The 20,807-nt window shown below is 50.3% G+C and carries 16 protein-coding genes and 1 other annotated feature (1 of these 17 only partly in view); of the genes, 14 read left to right on the top strand and 2 right to left on the bottom strand.

Translation table 11 applies throughout. From position 1 onward, the window contains the following. Nucleotides 1–164: 164 nt before the first annotated feature. From MHI45_RS14460 to MHI45_RS14410, 12 genes are all read left to right on the top strand, one after another. Nucleotides 165–1,706, top strand: coding sequence for a response regulator transcription factor (locus MHI45_RS14460; protein ID WP_340896428.1), 1,542 nt, complete (start codon nt 165–167; stop codon nt 1,704–1,706). A gap of 21 nt (nt 1,707–1,727) precedes the next feature. Continuing rightward, entirely contained in the window at nt 1,728–3,494 is a 1,767-nt protein-coding gene (locus tag MHI45_RS14455; RefSeq protein ID WP_076113991.1) for a sensor histidine kinase, read from the top strand. A 286-nt stretch (nt 3,495–3,780) separates the two neighbouring features. Further along, nucleotides 3,781–5,082, top strand: coding sequence for an ABC transporter substrate-binding protein (locus MHI45_RS14450; protein WP_340896429.1), 1,302 nt, complete (start codon nt 3,781–3,783; stop codon nt 5,080–5,082). A 132-nt stretch (nt 5,083–5,214) separates the two neighbouring features. Next, a complete protein-coding gene (locus tag MHI45_RS14445; protein ID WP_076114021.1) occupies nt 5,215–6,081 on the top strand; it encodes a carbohydrate ABC transporter permease in 867 nt (288 codons plus the stop codon). Beyond that, the gene (locus tag MHI45_RS14440; RefSeq protein WP_076113989.1) at nt 6,081–6,905 is read left to right on the top strand and encodes a carbohydrate ABC transporter permease; all 825 of its coding nucleotides are present in this window, start codon (nt 6,081–6,083) and stop codon (nt 6,903–6,905) included. The genes MHI45_RS14445 and MHI45_RS14440 overlap by 1 nt, the downstream gene beginning before the upstream one ends. A gap of 69 nt (nt 6,906–6,974) precedes the next feature. Then, a complete protein-coding gene (locus MHI45_RS14435; protein WP_340896430.1) occupies nt 6,975–10,031 on the top strand; it encodes a glycoside hydrolase family 2 TIM barrel-domain containing protein in 3,057 nt (1,018 codons plus the stop codon). 193 nt (nt 10,032–10,224) lie between these two features. Continuing rightward, on the top strand, nt 10,225–11,595 hold the full coding sequence (locus MHI45_RS14430) for a hypothetical protein (RefSeq protein WP_341119166.1): 1,371 nt from the start codon (nt 10,225–10,227) through the stop codon (nt 11,593–11,595). Between the two features lie 6 nt (nt 11,596–11,601). Further along, on the top strand, nt 11,602–11,736 hold the full coding sequence (locus MHI45_RS35180) for a stalk domain-containing protein (protein ID WP_083675918.1): 135 nt from the start codon (nt 11,602–11,604) through the stop codon (nt 11,734–11,736). Between the two features lie 90 nt (nt 11,737–11,826). After that, nucleotides 11,827–12,915: an IS200/IS605 family element RNA-guided endonuclease TnpB gene (gene tnpB / locus MHI45_RS14425; protein WP_340896433.1), complete on the top strand. Its 1,089-nt coding sequence runs from the start codon at nt 11,827–11,829 to the stop codon at nt 12,913–12,915. A 94-nt stretch (nt 12,916–13,009) separates the two neighbouring features. Then, the gene (locus tag MHI45_RS14420) at nt 13,010–13,450 is read left to right on the top strand and encodes a hypothetical protein (protein ID WP_340896434.1); all 441 of its coding nucleotides are present in this window, start codon (nt 13,010–13,012) and stop codon (nt 13,448–13,450) included. Between the two features lie 163 nt (nt 13,451–13,613). Further along, the gene (locus tag MHI45_RS14415) at nt 13,614–13,850 is read left to right on the top strand and encodes a hypothetical protein (RefSeq protein WP_076114050.1); all 237 of its coding nucleotides are present in this window, start codon (nt 13,614–13,616) and stop codon (nt 13,848–13,850) included. A gap of 114 nt (nt 13,851–13,964) precedes the next feature. Next, nucleotides 13,965–14,900 carry a GNAT family N-acetyltransferase gene (locus MHI45_RS14410; RefSeq protein WP_076114049.1) on the top strand — a complete coding sequence of 312 codons (936 nt, stop codon included), beginning with the start codon at nt 13,965–13,967 and terminating at the stop codon, nt 14,898–14,900. A 97-nt stretch (nt 14,901–14,997) separates the two neighbouring features. On the opposite strand, the gene MHI45_RS14405 is transcribed toward MHI45_RS14410, so the two are convergent. Next, on the bottom strand, nt 14,998–16,059 hold the full coding sequence (locus tag MHI45_RS14405; RefSeq protein ID WP_038596754.1) for an LLM class flavin-dependent oxidoreductase: 1,062 nt from the start codon (nt 16,057–16,059) through the stop codon (nt 14,998–15,000). Between the two features lie 513 nt (nt 16,060–16,572). Here MHI45_RS14405 and MHI45_RS14400 point away from each other — a divergent pair. Then, nucleotides 16,573–17,685 (top strand): WG repeat-containing protein, encoded by a 1,113-nt coding sequence (locus MHI45_RS14400; RefSeq protein ID WP_076114047.1) that lies wholly within the window; start codon nt 16,573–16,575, stop codon nt 17,683–17,685. 65 nt (nt 17,686–17,750) lie between these two features. Here the strand turns inward: MHI45_RS14400 and MHI45_RS14395 are convergent, their stop codons facing one another. Further along, the gene (locus tag MHI45_RS14395; RefSeq protein ID WP_340896436.1) at nt 17,751–18,950 is read right to left on the bottom strand and encodes an oxalate decarboxylase family bicupin; all 1,200 of its coding nucleotides are present in this window, start codon (nt 18,948–18,950) and stop codon (nt 17,751–17,753) included. A 157-nt stretch (nt 18,951–19,107) separates the two neighbouring features. On the opposite strand from MHI45_RS14395, the gene MHI45_RS14390 reads away from it, so the two are divergent. Beyond that, nucleotides 19,108–20,664, top strand: a complete 1,557-nt coding sequence (locus tag MHI45_RS14390) for an SAM-dependent methyltransferase (RefSeq protein WP_076114045.1) — start codon at nt 19,108–19,110, stop codon at nt 20,662–20,664. Nucleotides 20,665–20,713: 49 nt separating this feature from the next. Then, nucleotides 20,714–20,807, top strand: a binding site (T-box leader); it runs 164 nt beyond the window's last position.

Here is a 20,807-nt window from a genome sequence, read left to right as displayed (position 1 = left end):
CCCTCTCAATTGACAGTCTCCGGGCGTATACCTATAATGTAAATCAGATTATGAAAGCTGTTTCATTTCTGATAGATAAGTTTGTTTCGGTGAGATGGAACCCCTTAATCAAGCGGGTTTCATTTTGTTTTTTAGTGTATTTTTGTTCCCAAAAAGGAGAAGCCATGGACACAACGTTCTGCAAAATATTGGTGGTGGACGATGAAATGCTGGTACGGCAGGGGATAATCCATCTGCTGGACTGGGAAGGGGAAGGGTTTCAGATTGCGGGCGAGGCCTCCAACGGAAGAGAGGCTTTTGAATTAATTGAATTACAGCGTCCGCATATCATCCTGACCGATATCGTTATGCCTGTGATGGACGGGGAAGAGCTGATCCGGCTCGTCAAGGGGGTGTATCCGGAAATTGAGGTGATCGTGCTTAGCAGCTTCAGTGAGTTCGAATATGTGCGTTCGACCTTCCAAAGCGGGGTTGCCGACTATATCCTGAAGCCCAGACTGGAGGCCGCTTCCCTGCTTGCCGTTCTGAAAAAGACCGCGCAGCGGATTCCGCTGCTTCAGCATGTGGACTGGAGAAGCGACAAGCGGCAATCCGCGGACTATATTCTGGACAAACTGCTTTCCGGCTTTCCAGTGGAGTACGACGAGGAAGCGCTGCGGGTGATGTTCCCCTTTCCGGGCTTCGTGCTGCTAATTGCTGATACGGGCGACGAACCCGCTGCGAATAGCCGCAAAGAGGAGTGGCTGGAGAACAGTATTCGTTCTCTGCTGCAAAGCAGCGGCAGCAGGGTAACCTTCCGCCGGCTGTCTCCGCTGGAGGGGCATGTCCGCCTGTTGTTTAATCTGGAGGAGGCTGGGTATGAGGCGCTCGTCCGTCTTGCAGATCAGGTATTCACCGCGGGCATTCGTGCAAATATGTTCCTGAATCTCGCGGTCAGCCGGGCTTTCACTGAGCTGAGTGAACTGCATACGATCTATACGGATGATCTGATGAAGCTGCTGGACCGCCGCTTCTTTCTCCCGGATCACTGTTTACTGGTAGATAACGGCGAGGAGGGGGGGCAGGGTCCCGCTTTCGATCAGGATGCCTTCGGCGCAGAGCTGAACCGGCAGGAGTTCGATTTGGCTTTCGGCCGCTTGAGCGCATATGTTGCGTCCATGTCTGGCCGGAGAGATACAGGGATGTTCGAGTTCAAATCGTTTTTATGCCACAGTATGTTTCAGATCATCGGAATGCTGCTGCATTTCCATTACGAGGCCCGCGCCTTGGACGAAAGCAAATATGAGTTCTTCCGCTCCATTCATGAGGCACGGCATATCGGTGAAACGGAGATACGGCTTGAGCAGTTTTTGCAAGCTGCGACGGAATGTGTAACCAAGAACCGCGGCGGAGTACCAGCCATTCAAAAAATTTTACTATATATCGACGAGCATTATTCACGCCAGCTTACGCTGACCGAAGTGGCAAGGCAGTTTCATTTCAACCCGTCCTATCTGTCTAATTATTTTGCGCTACATAACAAAGAGGGCTTCAACGAATATTTAAACCGGGTGCGGATTGAAAAGGCGTGTCTGCTGCTGAAAGAAAATGCCGGTCTATCCATTTCCGAAATCAGCAGTCTTGTGGGCTACTCAGACCACAGCTATTTCACCAGAGTATTCCGCAAGCTGATGGGAATCTCGCCCAGTCAATACCGGAAAGGCTAATGCAGCGGGAAGGAGCCCGAAATGGGACTAACGGAGAAATGGCTCACAAAGCTCAAGGATCAAAGCCTGTTCAGTAAAATATTCGCCGTCATGGTCATCAGCATCATTCTGGTTACCGTCCTGATTACCGGAGTGACCGTACAAATGTCCCAAAAGCTGTTCGTGCAAACCTTCAGCATCACCAATTCCAAGATTATCGACCAGATCAAAAGTGCGCTGGAGAACTCCCATTATGCAACCGTCAACAGCGCTATTGAAGTCGGGCAGAGCGGCGTGATCAGAAGCTTCATGACGGAGAAGGATATCAATTCACTGGCGAACTTCAAGCGGTATTACAGTATGCGGGATCAAATGGACCGCATTCAGTCCGGTATCGGAGGGACCAATATCGGCCTCTCCATTCTGGGTGTGAACGGAAGAAGCTACACCAGCGATGTTACCTACTGGTCGGGCTCCTCAGAAGAGTTGAAGAACAATCCCATTACAAAGGCCGCTCAGGAACGCAATGGGCAGCTCTTCTACAGCTTTATGGACGCCAGCCCGTTCAATTCACAAAGCCGTTATCTGGTCGCCGCCAAGGCGTTGACCGCCCCGGGTCTATCCAAGCCGTACGGCACGTTGTATATGTTCACCCGTGAAAGTGATTTCCGCAAGAACTACGCCAGCTTTACGAGTCAGGGAAACGATGTAATGTTTCTGGATAAATCGGGCCAGATCGTGTCCAGTAATCGGACGGAGCAAATCGGCAGCATGTCTCCCGACCTGCTGGAAAGCGCGCAGCAGATCGCTGAGGTGGGCCTGTCCAGTCAGGAGCTCTCCATCGGCGGGCGGGAGGTCATCGTGCTGGCGGACTATTTGCCTTCGTACAATCTATATATTGTGAATCTGATTGATAAGAAACAGACAATCGGCACGCTGCTGGACAAAAAGGCGATTTTTCTGATCGTTGCAGCAATCGCCGCCGTAGCCGTACTCGTCATCTATTTTCTGACGAAGAGGCTGACGCAGTCTCTGCGCACCCTGGTCAAAAAAATGTCCAATGTGACCAAAAAAAGTTTCCATAACTACATGTCGGTCACCGGCACTTATGAGACAAGGCAGCTCAGCACCGCATACAACTATATGCTTAAAGAGCTGAACGATTATGTGGGTCAGCTTGTGGAGACCCAAAAGGAGCAGCGGAAGGCGGAATTGGCCGCACTTCAACAGCAGATCAATCCCCATTTTCTATACAACACGCTGGCGTCAGTCAATATTCTGGTGCAGAGAGGAAGCAAGGAACAGGCGACCGAGACGATTCATGCGCTGATTTCCCTGCTCCAGAACACCATCAGCAATGTGAACGAGACGATTACAGTGGAAGAGGAGCTTATTAACCTGAAGCATTATGTATATATTAATCAGGTTCGCAACGGCAACCGCATTAAGGTGGATTACTTCGTTTCACCGGACTGCATGTCTGCTAAAGTGCCCAAGCTGGTTCTTCAGCCTTTTATCGAAAATGCCTTCTTTCACGCGTTCAATATCAAAACCTCCGGCTATATCTATGTCACCATAATGAAGGACAGGGATACGCTGCACTGCGAGGTGGTTGATACGGGAGATGGGATGGATCTGGACAACAAAGATTCGATTCCCGCCTCGTCCGTCAGCAGGCAGCTGTTCAGCGGCATCGGCATCCGCAACGTTCATGACCGCCTGACATTGCTGTACGGTGAGCCTTACGGCGTATCCATCTCCAGCACACCGGGGCAGGGGACGAAGGTTTCTATCAAAATTCCCTGCTGACTACGGATTGAACCGGTGTTTTTGCAGCATACTATCCAAGCCACGCCATGAACCGGCGCCTTATAAACGGCGCCGGTTTTTTGTATGTGCGATGTTTGTTGGACGGGGATTTACCTAAAAAAAGTGCGAAAGGAGAAAATAAATGCTAATTCACTCTCCGTGGAAGCGGATACAAAGACAATATTATCACTATTTTAACTAAATTAATTTCTAACGAAATGAAGGACCAGGATGATATTCTTGATAAAGAAAGCACTTTCAAATATACGTTAGGGGGATATACATCATGAAGAAAAAAGCTACTGCTCTTCTGCTCGCCGGCTTTATGCTGCTGACAGCCTGCTCCAGTAACGCCAATAACCAGGCAAATACCAACAATGGGGAAGCTACAGGCACCTCCAAGGAGATCACGGTTTGGGCATGGGACAAAAACTTTAATATCGCCGCAATGAATCTGGCGAAGGATGCGTATGTGAAAGACCATGCGGATGCTAAAATCAACGTTATCGAATATGCCCAGGATGATATTATTCAGAAGCTGAACACCGGCCTCAACTCGGGAAGCGCATCGGGTCTGCCGAATATCGTTCTGATTGAAGATTACCGTGCTCAAAGCTTTTTGCAAACGTATCCAGACTCATTTCAGGAGCTCGGTGATGCTATTAAACCCGCTGATTTCGCCGACTATAAGATCGGACCAACCAGCTTTAACGGCAAGCAATATGGCGTTCCTTTCGACTCCGGGGTTGTAGGCCTGTATGTCCGCACAGACTATTTGCAGGAAGCGGGCTACACAGTTGACGATCTGCAGGATATCGACTGGCAGAAGTACATTGAGATCGGCAAAGCGGTAAAAGCTAAAACTGGCAAAGATATGCTGACCCAGGACCCGAACGATCTGGGGCTGATCCGGATGATGATCCAATCCGCCGGCTCCTGGTATCTGAAGAGCGATGGTACAACACCTGACCTGAAGGACAATGCTGTACTGAAGGAAGCGTTCGAAAGCTATAAAGAGCTGATGTCTGCGGATATCGTTAAGGTTAACTCCGACTGGAGCTCGTTCCTCGCCGGCTTCAACAGCGGTGCCGTTGCATCCGTTCCAACAGGCAACTGGATTACACCATCGGTGAAATCGGCAGCTGACCAGTCCGGCAAATGGGCGGTTGTACCATTCCCTAAATTGAAAAATGCGACAGGCTCCGTGCATGCCTCCAACCTGGGCGGCAGCTCCTGGTATGTACTTAACAACGACGGCAAAGAAGCGGCAATTGAATTCCTGGGCGCAACACTCGGCTCCGACACTGACCTGTACCAGAAGCTTGTGACCGACGTTGGCGTTATCGGAACCTATAAACCGGCTGCTGAAGGCGAAGCTTACACTGCCGCAGACAACTACTTTGGCGGACAAAAGGTCATTTCCGACTTCGCAAAATGGACTGCGGAAATTCCGAATGTTAACTACGGCATGCACACCTATGCTATCGAGGATATCCTCAAGGTTGAAATGCAGAATTACCTGAACGGTACGGATATAAATAAAGCGCTCGGCGATGCTCAGTCCCAAGCGGAGTCTCAAATCCAGTAACCCCTTGTAGGACCTGATTGCTCCGCTGTCCCCCCGTACCGGCCGATTTGAGCCTTGGCGGGGGGACGGCGGCTTATCCATTTTTCGATTCACGCCTGTATAGAGAAAGGATTGAGAGCTGTGAACCATACCATGCGCAACCGCGCTAAGCTTACCGGCTGGTTATTTATTGCTGTGGCCGTCCTCATGATTTGTTTGTTCTACTTTTATCCGATGATTCAGGCTTTGCTGCTCTCCTTCAAAACGGGCGCAGGAGCCAATCTTCATTTTGACGGATTAAGCAACTATAAACGGCTGCTCAGCGACAAAACCTTCTTTACCGCCGTAAAGAATACCTTTCTGTTCCTGATTGTGCAAGTACCGCTCATGATCACTTTTGCGATGATTATTTCGGTGCTCCTTAATGACAGCAAGCTGCGCTTCAAAGGGTTTTTCCGTACCGCTATTTTCCTGCCTTGCGTAACCTCGCTTGTGGCATACTCCGTCGTATTCAAATATCTGTTTGGTAATGACGGACTGGTGAATCTGGCTTTAATGAACATGCATTTGTTATCCGAACCGATTCAGTGGATCTCCGATCCCTTCTGGGCAAAGGTCACGATTATTATCGCAATTACTTGGCGGTGGACAGGATACAACATGATCTTCTTCCTCTCGTCGCTGCAGAACATCGACAACTCCATTTATGAAGCCGCGCGGATTGACGGCGCCTCGGGGGTCAGACAATTTTTCTCGATCACCGCACCGCTGCTTAAGCCGATTATTCTCTTTACGTCGATCACCTCGACTATCGGGACGCTGCAATTGTTCGATGAAATCATGAATATTACTAAGGGAGGTCCCGGCAACGCGACGCTCTCCATTTCACAATATATTTATAACCTTTCGTTCAAGTACACCCCTGACTTTGGATACGCAGCTACTGTGTCTTATTCCATCGTTGTCATGATTATTGTACTGTCCTTCCTTCAAATCAAATTGGCAGGTGATGATAAGTAATGAGAACCTTACGCCGCGCACCTATTTATGTGTTTCTGTCCATTGTAGCGATCGTTTCGATCTTCCCGTTTTTGTGGATGATTATTAGCGCGACAAACCTTTCGGTAGATGTAACTCAGGGAAGAATGCTTCCAGGAAGTCATTTGATCGAGAATATCAAGAACCTGACGGATTCAATCAATCTTGTGCCTGCTCTGTGGAACACGCTCAAAATCTCTGTGACGACAACGATTCTGGCCTTGCTGATCTCATCACTGGCCGGATACGGATTTGAAATTTATCGCAGCAAAGCAAAGGATATCGTCTTCAATTTGTTATTATTATCCATGATGATTCCTTTCGCCGCGTTGATGGTACCGCTCTATCAAATGTTCTCAAAGCTGTCCGCTACAGCTCCGCTCATTGGAGTCAACACGATGGCTGCGGTCATTCTTCCGACCTTCACAACGGCGTTTCTGATCTTCTTTTTCCGTCAGAGCTCCAAGATGTTCCCGCGGGAACTTCTGGAAGCCGGCCGGATGGACGGATTGTCGGAGCTGGGGTTGTTCTTCCGAATTTATGTCCCGACCATGAAGACAACTTATTCGGCTGCCGCCATTATTACGTTCATGTCCAGCTGGAATAATTACCTCTGGCCGCTGATTGTGCTGCAGACCCCGGAGAAACGGACAATACCGCTGCTGATCTCCAATCTGGGTTCCAGTTATTCGCCGGATTTCGGCGTGATTATGGCCGCGGTTGTCATCTCTACGCTTCCGACGGCACTTGTCTTCTTCCTGATGCAGAAGCAGTTCGTTGCCGGTATGGTTGGTTCCGTGAAATAACAATGACTAATAAGCTGAACATAAGAATGAAGCAGCTAACATTCTTATGTTCATGTTCTAAAGGAGGAAATGAAATTGGCAGTTACCCCAAGTTTGAGCTGGCTGGAGGACCCCGGTGTATTCAAGGTGAACCGGCTGGAGGCCCATTCGGACCACCGTTATTATTCAGACATGGCTAAGGCAGAGGCGGGTGCGCCGATGGATATGCGCTATAGCCTGAACGGCAGCTGGAAATTTAGCTATGCGCCGAATCCGGCCAGCCGTGTAGAGTCATTTTTTGCGGAATCCTATAATTGCTCCGCATGGGACAACATCCAGGTTCCCGGACATATTCAGCTGCAGGGCTTCGGCCGGCCACAATATGTTAATACGATGTATCCGTGGGATGGACTAAGTGATGTCCGCCCGCCGCATATCCCGCAGGAGCATAACCCGGTCGGCAGCTATGTGAAGGAATTCCGTCTCCCGGCGAACCTGGAGGACGGACCGCTCTATATCTCCTTCCAAGGGGTGGAGTCGGCTTTTTATGTCTGGCTTAACGGGGAATTTGTCGGTTATGCTGAGGATAGCTTTACACCGTCGGAATTTGATCTGACCCCGTATGTGCGTACAGGCAAAAACAAGCTGGCCGTCGAGGTATACCAGCGCAGTACCGGAGGCTGGCTGGAGGATCAGGATTTCTGGCGGTTCTCGGGTATTTTCCGCGACGTCTATTTGTATACTGTTCCGAAGCAGCATATCCGGGATCTCGCGGTGCGGGCGGAGCTTGACGATACTTATACGCAAGGAAGCCTGAGTGTTCAAATGCAGCTGCTGGATACTCCGCAGGAGAACGTTAGCGCAAGAATTGAGCTCAAGGATAAAGCAGGACAGGTCCGTCTGAGTGCGGAGGGCGGGTTCAGCGGACGTGAACTGACCTTGTCTGGAGACATTGCGGATGTTCTGACGTGGAGTGCAGAGAATCCGTATCTGTATTCACTCTGCATTTCGCTGCTCGATGCACAGGGGAAGCTCATTGAAGCGATTGTCCAGAAGGCGGGGTTCCGCCGGTTCGAGCTGAAGAACAAGCTGATGTGCATTAACGGCAAGCGGATTGTATTCAAAGGCGTCAACCGGCATGAATTCAACTGCCGCACCGGCCGGACGATTACCCGTGAGGACATGCTGTGGGATATCCGTACGCTGAAGCGCAGCAACATTAACGCCGTACGTACGTCGCATTATCCCAACCAAACACTATGGTATGAGCTGTGCGATGAATACGGCATTTACGTCATCGACGAAATGAATCTGGAAACCCATGGCTCGTGGCAAAAGATGGGGGCTGTTGAGCCTTCGTGGAACATTCCCGGCAACGATCCGAATTGGCGCGATATCGTGCTGGACCGGGCAGAGTCTATGCTGGAACGGGATAAGAATCATCCATCCATTCTAATCTGGTCCTGCGGCAACGAGTCGTATGCGGGTCAGGTCATTCTGGATGTGGCGAATTGGTTCCGCAGCCGCGATAATAGCCGTCTTGTCCATTATGAAGGTGTGTTCTATGACCGTAATTACAATGCCACGAGCGATATGGAGAGCCGGATGTATGCCAAACCGGCGGATATCGAAGAGTATTTGAACAGCAATCCGGACAAGCCTTATCTCAGCTGCGAATACATGCATGCGATGGGCAATTCGGTGGGTGGCATGCATAAGTACACGGAGCTGGAGAATAAGTACCCGATGTACCAGGGTGGCTTCATTTGGGATTATATCGATCAGTCGATTATTACTAAGGATCGCTACGGCCGCGAGTATTTTGCTTACGGCGGCGATTTCCAGGACCGTCCGACGGATTACAGCTTCTGTGGCAATGGCATTGTCTACGCCGACCGGCAGTGGACGCCGAAAATGCAGGAGGTTAAATTCCTGTACCAGAACTACAAGCTGGAGCCTGGTAAAACAGGCATTCGGCTCATTAATGAAAGCTTGTTTGCAGGAACCGGACATTTGGCATTGGAATACCGGCTGTATCGTGAAGGAGAGCTGCTCGGCGCTTGGACAACTGACGTCAATGCCGCACCGCAAAGCGAAGTGCTGGTGCCGTTCGAGCTGCCGCAAGCAGACGGGAACCCGGGCGAATACAGCATTCAGGCCTCATTGCTGCTGAAGGATGCGGAGCTCTGGGCTGAGGCCGGATATGAAATTGCCTTTGGAGAGTCCATCTTCGTAGTGCAAGAGGAAGCTGAAGCGGAGCAGCCAGCCGGCCAACTGAAGGTTGTGGAAGGGGATGTACAGATCGGCGTCCTCGGCGAGGGCTTCACCGTGCTGTTCTCTAAACAGGTTGGTTCTCTGGTGTCCTTGAACATCCACGGCCGCGAAATGATTGCGGCTCCTCCGGCTCCGCTGTTCTGGCGGGCGGCGACCGACAACGATAAAGGAACCAATCTCGGCTACAATGCCGGATGCTGGTATGCTGCAAGTCTGTCGCGTAAATGTGTAGAGGTGAGCCTTGCACAGGAGGAAGGTGCAGTCACAGTGAGCTTTGATTACCGGTTCAGCATCCATTCCGGGCTGTCGGTTCAAACCGCCTATACGGTCTACGGCGACGGAAAGGTACGGGTGCATACCCGCTACAACGGCGCTGCGGGGCTTCCGGATCTGCCGATCCTGGCATTGTCCTTCAAAATGCCGGCAGACTACGACCAGACGGAATGGTATGCGATGGGACCAGAAGAGAATTATATCGACCGTGCGTACGGTGCCAGACTTGGCGTGTTCAGCCGGAGCGTACAGGAGCTGCCGTCCCGCTACCTTGTTCCGCAGGAATCTGGTAACCGCACCGGTGTACGCCGCGTGAAGATTACCGATAAATCGGGAGTGGGCCTGCAAATCTCGGCCCCTGCAACCGCTCCTGTGGAATGTAATTTGTCGCCGTATACCGCGTTCGAGCTGGAGCATGCCAGCCATGCGTTTGAGCTTCCGGCGGTTCATTACACCGTAGTGACAGTAGCAGGAAGACAAATGGGCGTAGGCGGAGACGATAGCTGGGGCGCGCCAGTATATAAGGAATACACCATTCCTGCAGAGCAAAGTCTTGAATATGAGTTTTTCATTTCAAGCGTGGGAACGGAAGAGAAATAGCACGTTAGGCTTATTAAAGCCGTAAACCGGCCTTTGTCCTGAATTCATGGACCAAGGCCGGTTGTGTTTTTTTCTGGAAGAGAGGAGTTCAATGAAGGCGGAGGTCTGAGCTATAAATAAACCGCCGGTCCGGGACTGTAGCCTAATCGCCCTCCACTGAATACATTTGAACGATAAGATGATTCAGGAGAGGATGTTGGCCGTGCAAGCTGTTCCTCATGATTTTGTTCAAGGGTGGATTGCCTACACGTCAGAACGCGCCGGAACGTTCGACATTTGGCTGTACCGACCGCAGGACGGTTTTAATTTTCAACTTACCAAGGGACTGGGTACAGAGTTTTCCGTTCCTTATTGGTCTCCTGACAGCAGGAGAGTCGCTTTCATTGGCGTTGGCAACGTGGTCTACCTAATAGATACCGTCACGTTTAGGGTTGCCCGGATCGATCAAATCGAACCCTACTCGCTGCTGGGCTGGTCCCCCGACAGCAAGTTTCTGGCGTATGTCAAAAACGGGCGAATCGTCATCTATGATACATTCTCACATAACAGCAATACCATCATGGAGCCGGGCGCCAGTGATGTCCAATGGTTCCCTTCGGGCACGGAGCTTTTGTTTGCTGCTCCGGATTCCACCGGCAACACCCAGCTTTACCGCATCCGGCCAGATGGTACAGACAAGAGACAAATCACGCAGAATACGGAGGGGCCGCTGCATGATGTTCGGCTTTCCCCGGACGGAGCCTTCGCGCTTTATACGTTTCCCGGCAGCAGCATCTCAATCATTTCCACGGTAGATCTGGCCACCGGCACCATCTACACGCTGGAAGGGGGGCCGCTCGCCAAAAACTATTTTCCAGCATGGTCTCCGGACTCGCGAACCATCGCTTATAGCGCAAGCGATTATAAGGCACCGAATTATTATTCTCTCATCCAAATGGACAGCCGTACCGGTCAGCAGCAGAAGACTATAGCGGCTTCGGACTGTTTCGCCACTCCTGTCAGCTGGTCACCGGAAGGCAGCAGAATCGCCTATTTATCGGGATGCACTGATGCAGGAAGAGCAACTCAACTCTGGATTGTCGATATCCGAGCGGCGATGCCGGTGAATGTCCTCAGCGGTAGTCATATTACCGCCCTGCAATGGTCTCCTCGTATCAGGGTGCCGAAAAGCATCTACACAAACTCCGTGTACCGGGTGTCCTTTCCGTATCCCTCGGACTGGCGCCCGGTCAGCGAAGTGAGGTACGAAGGGCCCGGCGGTTTTTTTCAGGTATCCGCCATTTCAGCAGGCAACCAGATTGCCGAGGTATGCAGCTCCGAAGCCTTTCATCCGTTGAGGCCTTACGGAACTTCTCCCCAGATTGTCATGACGACGATACAAAAGCAGGAGGCCTGCTTCATTTTTCCGTCAGCGGATCAACCCGCGGAGATGAACAAACAGGCTGCCCTCATCGTAAGATACCCCCGCCCAGTCCAAATCGGGGGAACGTTCTACAATTATTTTATTTTGTGGGCCGACGCAAACCATATCCGCCAATTTGGCGGGCGGCTGTCGTTCCAATAGCCAACCTTGCAGCGAACCAGCCCATTGTATGTTCCTTTTCGGTGGATTGGGGAAGGGATTAAGGCAAATGTGGTATGGGATGCGCCAACAAAAACTGTAGTTATTTATCAAAGAAAGCCGATTCATCCCCACCCTATATAGGTTGGGGATGAATCGGTGTTTTTTTGCAAAGAAAACGAACGTATGTGCTATAATATCCCTATATACTTCGTCGAAAGAGGTTGTGTTGGCATGCTCATTCATAAAGCCTATAAGTATCGTATCTTTCCTACAAATGAACAACAGCAACTCATTCATCAGATGTTCGGGTGTTGCCGTTTTGTGTTCAATCATTTTTTAGGCTTATGGAATGATACCTATAAGGCGAAGGGCAAAGGCTTATCCTACAATCGTTGTGCCACACAACTTCCTGCACTCAAACAACAGTTCGAATGGTTGAAAACCGTGGATAGTATTGCTTTGCAATCATCGGTTCGTAACGTGGCAGATAGTTTTGATCGGTTCTTCAAAAAACAGAATCAAGCTCCACGTTTCAAAAGCCGTAAACATCCTGTTCAAAGCTACACAACGAAGTATACGAACGGCAACATTGCTGTGGAAGAACGTCAACTCAAACTTCCCAAGCTGGGATGGATGCCCTTTGCCAATTCCAGAGCCTTAGAGGGACGCATTCTGTCTGCAACCGTTCGCCGTAATGCGTCAGGCAAATATTTCGTATCCATCGTCTGTGCAGTTGACGTTAAGCCCCTGCCTCAAGCCAGCAAAGAGATTGGGGTTGACCTTGGCCTTAAAGAGTTTGCCGTCTGCTCCGATGGATTTCGGGTTCAAAATCCCAAGTGGTATCGCCATTTCGAGAAGAAGTTAGCCTATTGGCAACGCCGTATGGCTCGCCGTACCAAAGGCGGCTCTAACTGGTATAAAGCCAAGCAAAAGGTTGCTTCCATTCATGAGAAGATCGCCAATTGCCGCCATGATTTTCTGCATCAGCTCACAATCAAACTGATTCGTGAAAACCAAACGATCAGTATAGAAAACCTTCGTGTGGCGAATATGCTCAAAAATCACAAACTGGCAAAGTCTATCGCCGATGCGTCCTGGAGTGAGTTCGAACGCCAAATCTCCTACAAGGCGAAATGGTACGGCCGCACGGTTAAGATCGCGGATGCCTTTGCCCCCACCAGCCAAACCTGTTCTGTATGTGGCTTCATCAACCCCGAAGTGAAAAATCTTTCAGTGCGGCAATGGGTCTGTCCAGGTTGTGATACGACTCATGATCGTGATGAAAATGCCGCACAGAATATCATAATGATGGCGGTTTAACTGTCTTGCAAAGAACTGTGGGAACCACAGGAATCGCTTGGTGTACGACTTTTCACATTTGAGAAAATCGATACATTTTGCTTCAAGGGAAGCAATGACCCAAGAATCCCCCACCTTTACAGGTGGCGGGAGTGTTCAAAAGACGAGTCAAGAGTTGTTGAAGGATTCGGTCTGTGCTGAGCTGGTCAAGTCCAGAAATGCAGCGCTTGATTTGCCGCGTATTACGCTGCAGGATGAACTAATCCCGAATCAAGAAGGCGGAGCGGGCGGAACTTATTATTTTCAATATGGGAAAAGCAACAGCTTTATTTATGAATGCAGAGGTATCTCCACCTACTACAAAGTCATCAATGGAGAGGAGTGGGGAACCCGTCCTGATTGCAGCGGGAAGGTCAATTATTTCATGGATCTGTGGAAAATGGAGGAAGTGAAATACGGTACGTTTGACGAAGCGGGTAATGTGATTTTTAGTGCTTCCAAATCTTTTTCGGCTGGAACTAAGGATTTTATCTCGGAAATTCCCGGGGAACAATAAGATTAAGCCGTATATTTTTGAAGCGGTCCGAACATTGTTCGAGTGGATGTTAAGCCGGCAGGAAGGGAAGTACAAGGAGCTATTGGAAGAGTACAATAAAGTAAATAACACGGATTTTGAAAATTGATAGATTTGACTATATCCTTGCACGGAGTGAATGCCGATGGAATTTCAGGAGATAAAGAAAGACTTGTTTTCAATGCCGGAAGAATACTGTCTGGCCCATTGTATTTCAGCGGATGCTAAGATGGGGCTGGAATTGCTGTACAGTTTCGGAAAAGATTCAAGCTTGCCTGAAATTGGCTGTGGCCTGGATAAATTGCAATGGGAAAAAGTAAAAGAGATCATAATGAAAGAATTTAAGGACACCCCTATACAAATCACTGTTTGCAGATTGTAGATTGATTCCGTAGGCGGCTGATAAGGATGGATTCTTATACCCATTCTCGGCATATCATAAAGTTTTGTTCTCTCCTACAATAAGCGTAACAACGGTTCAATGGAGGCTGAGAGCATGACGATTTCATTTAAGGCTTACACCGGGATAGCCGGATTCACTCCGGAGTTTCATCGTGTGCATGAGTTTCTAATCCGGCTGAATCATCCGAAGGTCATCAACGAGGGATTCTTATGGGGACGCTGGGAGTGGATGTTTTCTTTATCCCTGCTGGACCTTTCCAATCTGCACAACATTGGGATCTGGGAGGACGATGGGGAGATCGTTGCTCTGGCTACATATGAACAGACGGTCGGGAATGTATGGTTTGTTGTTGATCCGGGGTATACGTTTCTGAAAGAGGAAATGCTGCTGTACTCCATAGAAAAGCTGGGCAAAGACGGAAACATCAGTGTGTTGATCCGTGATTCCGACAGTGATTGTCAGGAGATTGCTGCGGGGCTGGATTTTAAACCGACGCAGGGATGTGAGCGCAATGCGGTAATTTCGATTGAGGAAGCCTTCACGCAATATACCTTGCCGGAGGGATACTGCATCGTCAGCCTTGCAGATGAAATGGATCTGAACAAATACAACAGAGTGTTATGGCGCGGCTTCAATCATGAGGGGGATGCTCCTGAAACACCTGATTCCCTGCAGAGCAGGAGAGTCGAGCTATCCGGGCCGCATGTGAACTTAAACTTAAAAATTGCAGTGGCGGCTCCGAATGATGAGTTTGTCGCTTACTGCGGCATGTGGTATCTTCCCGGGAGCGATTACGCATTGGTAGAGCCTGTAGCAACTGATCCGGCATACCGGATGATGGGGCTGGGCAAGGCGGCGGTTCTGGAAGGGGTTAGACGCTGCGGGCAATTGGGGGCAAAGCAAGCGTTCGTTGGTTCCTCCCAGCAGTTTTATTACAATATCGGCTTTCGTCCTTATTCTACAGAAACGTGGTGGGCGCGCAGTTCTTGCCATAAAGTGAATGAAGATACGGAAACAGCACTTGAGTAGTTTTTGGAGTATATCTTGAAAAAAGGGATGTCTGGGCGGCCACGTATTTCCTGGCTTGCCGGACATCCCTTTTGTATGGGAACTTATTAGGATTGACTTAGCCGCGGGCAAGCTCCTTGCGCACGATTGGCGCAACCTTGGTGCCGAGCAGCTCGATGGCGCGCATGACCTCACGGTGCGGCATGGTGCCGACATTGACGTGAAGGAAGAAACGTGTAACGCCCAGATTCTTATGCAGCAAAATAATCTTCTCGGCGACATATTCGGAGTCACCGACATATAGAGCTCCACGCAGGCTGCGGGCATCATCATAAGCTGCGCGGTTGTACGGCTGGCTCCAGCCCCGTTCACGGCCAATGACGTTCATTTGCGCCTGGGTGGAAGGATAGAACAAGGCTGCGGCCTGCTCGGTGGTTTCCCCGACAAAGCCGTGTGAATGTGTGGCAATCTGCAGCTTGCTAGGATCATGTCCGGCGCGTGCGGCGGCATCTTTGTAAAGCTTCACTAGCGGAGCAAACCGCTCCGGCATTCCGCCAATGATGGCGAAAGCGACCGGAAGCCCCAGCGTCCCTGCGCGGATCGCCGACTCCGGATTCCCCCCGGTGGCGATCCAGACCGGCAGCGGGTCCTGAACGGAGCGGGGGTATACTGCAAGATTATCGATAGCAGGACGATGGCCGCCGCGCCAGGTTACCTTCTCTGATGCGCGGATTGCCAGCAGCAGTTCCAGATTCTCTTCAAATAATTCGTCATAATCCTCCAGGCTGTAGCCGAACAAGGGGAAGGATTCAATAAACGACCCCCGGCCTGCCATAATCTCCGCTCTTCCGTTCGAAATGCCATCCAGGGTAGAAAAGGCCTGATAGACGCGAACCGGATCATCTGAAGACAGAACGGTAACAGCACTGGTCAATCTGATCTGCTTCGTCATAGCCGCAGCTGCCGCGAGTACAACTGCGGGAGAGCTGCCTGCGTAATCTGCACGGTGATGCTCACCTATCCCATATACATCAAGGCCGACCTGATCGGCGAGAACAATTTCTTCGACTGCTTCGCGCAGTCTTTCCGCATGGCTCATCACCTTGCCGGTCACCGGGTCGGGCGTAGTTTCCAAAAAGGTGCTAATTCCTATCTCCATACTATTATCCATTTGGGCCATTTAAATCCGCCTCCTTCGTCTTTTTATATTACTATACTTTTTAATGTTTCTCAACTTTAGTAAGTGAAAATATAGTGTTGCCGAGAAGCTTGTCCGGTGTCCGGCAGATTGTTATCAGAAAAAAAGCCTGCTGCCCCAGTAATACCCCGGGCAGCAAGCGGATTCAGGAGTGCATTTCTTTAGAATTTCCCCTTCTTGACGGCGAGCTGTACGATCATAATGACAAGAACGAGCAGTGCAATGAGCTGATCTGTACTCATGAGTCCGACCTCCATTCCTGTGAAAGAATGGCTCTTCGGACCGGCATCTCCTCTCCAAGATGCTGCTTCGCTCCCCGTTATCAGAATATGAGCTCCTACACGCTGTTAGTACTTCACAAAATAAATAATTCATACAGTAACTTTGGCTAATAAACATTGAAAGCAACAGAAGCTTCGCAACAGTCAACGAAACTTTTTCCATAATCAACACGTCTATATATTAGGTAAAATAAGGAAGTGGAGGCTTTCAGACATGTTCAAAAGAATCGGAATGGCATTATTGACTTTGAGTCTTACTACCGCAATTGCGGGAACCGGATGGGCAGCTCCTTCTCCGGCACAGATTGATGTCTCCCAAACGTCGTTTGACTTTGATACCGCCAAGCCAAACAGTGATGCAGAGTTTCATCATGGGCTGTTGCTTTCAGTGCAGGCCGATGGAGATCTTGTTTATTATGACCGGACCGGCAAACAGGCTTTTGTCCTCCCGGAGGGGATAGTGCCTGTAACAGACTTTGCTGAGCAGCGGGCTGTTGTGAAGGATTCGGCAACCGGACGGTATGGCTATATTAACACTAAGGGAGTTTTAGCCATTCCCTGCCAATATGCATCCGCCGGAAATCTGTCAGGTGGTGTAGCCCATGTGGTGCTGGCAGAGGGTGCGGGCGAAGCCCTTATTGACCGGGCAGGCAAGGTGGTTACTACACTAACGGAGAAATATAGCTCGGAATTTTATTTTTCGGACGGACTGGCATTAGCTTACGCGCCAAAGGGCGGGAAGATCGGATTTATCAATACTTCCGGCAAACTGGTTATTCCCTATCAATACACTGAAGCGAGAGGATACTCCCAAGGGTTGGCTCTTGTAAAGAACAATGCGGGGCTGTACGGATATATCAATACGGCAGGGAAAACAGTGATTCCGTTTAAGTACAAAGAGGGAAGCGACTTCTCAGAAGGACTGGCGTCCGTGAAGAATGCAAAGGGCAAATGGGGATTTATTAACAAGCAGGGCAAGCTCAGCCTTCCTTTTCAATATGAGAATACCGGTGATTTCAGTGAAGGCCTAGCCAGCGTATACAATTCTGCAGGTAAAGTTGGCTTCATCAATAAACAAGGCAAGCTGGTCATCGGCTACCAGAAATACAATAGAGCTTTTTCGTTCAAAGAAGGCATAGCTTTAGTTGGCATCAGCAATCCGGCCGACAATTCCAAAGACAAATATGGTTACATCAACACCAAGGGCGAACTGCTGACCAAGCTTATCTATACGGGAGAATCCTCATCGTTCAGTGGCGGCTATGCCGTGGGGATGACTGCTCAAGGAACAGGTTATATTCTGACCAAACAAGGATTAGCCAAATAAAATCATCAATCTGCATAATAAGGAACGGCCTGGACAGCATTGTCCTAGCCGTTCCTTATTTGTTGTTACTCCTCGCGTTTCGGGAATCCGTAGCCCGGATATTCCACCACAGGCCATTTCACCTTACGCAGCGCATTCAGCAGCGCCGGCCCGGCATTCAGATTGCTGCCTACCAGCTGATGGGGAGTCAGGGCCATCCACTGGTTCAGGGAGACGTCGGCGAAGCGGTCGCTTTTGAACATTTCCAGAAACCAGAGACTGTCTGTGCCGGTATTCTGGATATAATGTCCATAAGCAAAAGGGACATAACCGACGTCTCCGGCTCTATAATTGAAGGTACGGGCTGCGCCGTTTCCCCCGAAGACGGTCATCCGTCCTTGCCCGGCAAGATAATATTGCCACTCATCATTATTCGGGTGCCAGTGCAGTTCCCGCATGGCCCCGGGTTCAATCTCCACCAGTGCTGCGGCAATGGTCCGGGAGATCGGGAAATTGGAGGAGTCGACGATTCTTACACTTCCTCCCGGGGTCTTCAGCGGGGGCTGGGCCAATAATTGATGTTTAAAGCTCAGCGGAATATCCCCATAAGGCGATTGCACCTTTTGACTCTGTATTGTACCAGGCACTTCATCCTGATAGATGTAGACCTGATCGTTCGGTATGCAGTCAAAGGCGGCAGCGGGCACGCCGAAATTCGCCGTCAGGACTTCCTTGGGCGTATGCGCGAACCAATCGGAGATCGACAGTGTATTTAAATCGGAGAAGCTGCCGTCATCAAAAACGAGCAGGAATTCGCAGCCTTCGGCAAGCCCTTGAATGGAATGCGGAATACCTGGAGGGAAATACCATAGATCTCCGGGGCCGATGTCGGCAATGAAGTTGCGGCCGTTCTGATCCACGGAGGTGATCCGCGCGCTCCCGATCAGCATATAAGACCATTCCGCCTGCTGATGCCAGTGCAGCTCCCGTACTCCGCCGGGCGTAAGGCTCATATTGACCGCTGCCAGAGTCGTGGCGACAGGCAGCTCCCTTACCGTAACTTCCCGTGACCAGCCGCCGCAGTTCAGCTGCATATGGGCATCGGAGAAGGAAAACTTCAGATTCGGAATCAGTCCGTTGTCCGTGGGGGGAGGAACGAACATATCCGGATTCTCGCGGTCCCGCATAATATCGCGCGGCCCGCGGTCGATATTGCCTGCGCCGTCGCTTCTTATCGGCTGGGGTATTTTCATTGTTCCGGCTGAATCCTGTTCAGTGGAATCCATAGATTAAGCTCCTTTCCATATCCGAAAATACATCAATGGGAATATATATGCCGGAAGCCGATTTTTATGAATGGCAGCGGAATGTGGGACACTGGACATGATATTGGATATAATTATTAATATTCAACAAGAATTATAGAGAGCAGGTTTAGAGAACATGACGAATAGCGAACAACAACGCTACCGCTTTAGTGAAGCGCCGATTTGGGAGCTGCAGCGGTCATATTACGAAGAATTGGGTTTGCAAGCCTGGAAAAATGACCAGGTTCCGCAATATATTACGAGCAACCCGATGATCGGGACAGCCTATGCTGAGATGATCTTCGGCTTCTTGCAAGACCGTTATGCACTTGGCCAGACCGATGAGCCGGTTATTATTCTGGAAATGGGTGCGGGTGCAGGCAGACTAGCCTTCCAGGTGCTGCAGAAGCTGAGTGAATTGATCGACTATGCGGGGATTAAGCTGCCTCCATTCCAATATGTAATGAGCGATCTGCCTGTCAAAAATATTGCCGGCTGGCAGCAGCATCCCGGCCTGATCCCTTTTGTTCAGCAGGGAATCCTTGATTTCGCGCGCTTTGACGCGGTCCATGATACCGAGCTGCATCTGACGCACAGCGGAAATGTGATCCATGTAGGTGGACTGAAGCAGCCGCTGCTGGTAATCGCCAATTATTTCTTTGACAGCATTCAGCAAGAACTGCTCTATATCGACGAAGGCAAAATTTATGAATGCGAGGTTTCCCTAAAGTATCCGGAGGAAGCCGAGTCGATGGGAACTTCAGAGGTGCTGAAGGGGATCATTCCGGAATATCATTACAGCCGTGCAGCCGGGTATGAAGAGAAGTCGTATCCGTATCACGTGGTGGCGGACTACTACCGGAAGAAGCTGGAGGATACCCATATTCTGTTCCCGGCTACGGCGCTGGCTTGTATGGAACGGCTGGACAGTCTGTCCCAAGCGGGCTTTCTGCTGTTGACCGCCGACAAGGGCGATCACCGGCTGGAGAACTGGGAGTTTGCAGAGCCCCCTAAGCTGATGCATCACGGAAGTATCTCCTTAACGGCCAATTATCACGCGATGCAGTACTTTTTTGAGCAGAAGGGTGCACTTTCGCTGTTCACCCCGCATCATTATAAGAACCTGAACGTTGGCTGTATTCTGAAGCTTAAAGATCCGGCGAGCCATGTGCATACCCGGCTGGCTTACCGGAGATTTGTCGACCGGTTCGGACCGGATGACTTCTTCAGCCTGAAGGTATGGGTGGATCAGAACTTCGATAGCATCGGGCTGCAGCAAATTCTCGCTTTCTGGCGACTCGGCGGATATGATGCTGAGCTGTTCATCCAGAGCGCTGAGCGTATTTCCAGCCTGCTGGAGGATGCGAATGACGAAGAACTGCTGGATCTCCAGCATGGCATACAGCAGATGTGGGCAGGATATTACCCGATGCCCCAGAGGTATGATCTGGCGCTGGATAGCGGACTGCTGCTGTTTGAAATGGATATGTACCGCGATGCCCGCATGTTCCTGGAACGCTCGCTCCATGAGAGTGAGGAAGAGCCGGTAATTACAGTGCTCTATTGCCTCGCGATTTGCAGCTATGAGCTTGAGGATATGGAGGCGGCACTGGATTATACATGCAAGGCACTGGTCCTGGAGCCGGAACATGAGGAAGCCTTGGACCTGCTGGCCGCGCTCAGTGAGGGGTAAGCCGCCCCTTTACAGGGGCAGGGATTGTTTGGTATTCTATACAAAATAATGACACGCGATGATGAGAAGAGTAGATAATTTCATTCCTTCACAGAGAGCCCCGGATGCTGAAAAGGGGCAGGGAATGTATTGTTGAAACAAGC

It is taken from the genome of Paenibacillus sp. FSL H3-0321 (genome assembly GCF_038002865.1).
In the GTDB taxonomy this organism is placed as follows: Bacteria; Bacillota; Bacilli; order Paenibacillales; family Paenibacillaceae; genus Paenibacillus_AQ.
This window is presented reverse-complemented; position numbering and strand designations above follow the sequence as displayed.

Excerpts from the sequence above, each read along its gene's own strand:
- MHI45_RS14455 (WP_076113991.1), top strand. The coding sequence starts at position 1,728 with ATGGGACTAACGGAGAAATGGCTCACAAAGCTCAAGGATCAAAGCCTG.
- MHI45_RS14460 (WP_340896428.1), top strand. The coding sequence starts at position 165 with ATGGACACAACGTTCTGCAAAATATTGGTGGTGGACGATGAAATGCTG.
- MHI45_RS14400 (WP_076114047.1), top strand. The coding sequence starts at position 16,573 with ATGTTCAAAAGAATCGGAATGGCATTATTGACTTTGAGTCTTACTACC.
- MHI45_RS14445 (WP_076114021.1), top strand. The coding sequence starts at position 5,215 with ATGCGCAACCGCGCTAAGCTTACCGGCTGGTTATTTATTGCTGTGGCC.
- MHI45_RS14435 (WP_340896430.1), top strand. The coding sequence starts at position 6,975 with ATGAAATTGGCAGTTACCCCAAGTTTGAGCTGGCTGGAGGACCCCGGT.
- MHI45_RS14410 (WP_076114049.1), top strand. The coding sequence starts at position 13,965 with ATGACGATTTCATTTAAGGCTTACACCGGGATAGCCGGATTCACTCCG.
- MHI45_RS14415 (WP_076114050.1), top strand. The coding sequence starts at position 13,614 with ATGGAATTTCAGGAGATAAAGAAAGACTTGTTTTCAATGCCGGAAGAA.
- tnpB (WP_340896433.1), top strand. The coding sequence starts at position 11,827 with ATGCTCATTCATAAAGCCTATAAGTATCGTATCTTTCCTACAAATGAA.
- MHI45_RS14420 (WP_340896434.1), top strand. The coding sequence starts at position 13,010 with ATGACCCAAGAATCCCCCACCTTTACAGGTGGCGGGAGTGTTCAAAAG.
- MHI45_RS14430 (WP_341119166.1), top strand. The coding sequence starts at position 10,225 with ATGTTGGCCGTGCAAGCTGTTCCTCATGATTTTGTTCAAGGGTGGATT.
- MHI45_RS14390 (WP_076114045.1), top strand. The coding sequence starts at position 19,108 with ATGACGAATAGCGAACAACAACGCTACCGCTTTAGTGAAGCGCCGATT.
- MHI45_RS14450 (WP_340896429.1), top strand. The coding sequence starts at position 3,781 with ATGAAGAAAAAAGCTACTGCTCTTCTGCTCGCCGGCTTTATGCTGCTG.
- MHI45_RS14440 (WP_076113989.1), top strand. The coding sequence starts at position 6,081 with ATGAGAACCTTACGCCGCGCACCTATTTATGTGTTTCTGTCCATTGTA.
- MHI45_RS14405 (WP_038596754.1), bottom strand. The coding sequence starts at position 16,059 with ATGGCCCAAATGGATAATAGTATGGAGATAGGAATTAGCACCTTTTTG.
- MHI45_RS14395 (WP_340896436.1), bottom strand. The coding sequence starts at position 18,950 with ATGGATTCCACTGAACAGGATTCAGCCGGAACAATGAAAATACCCCAG.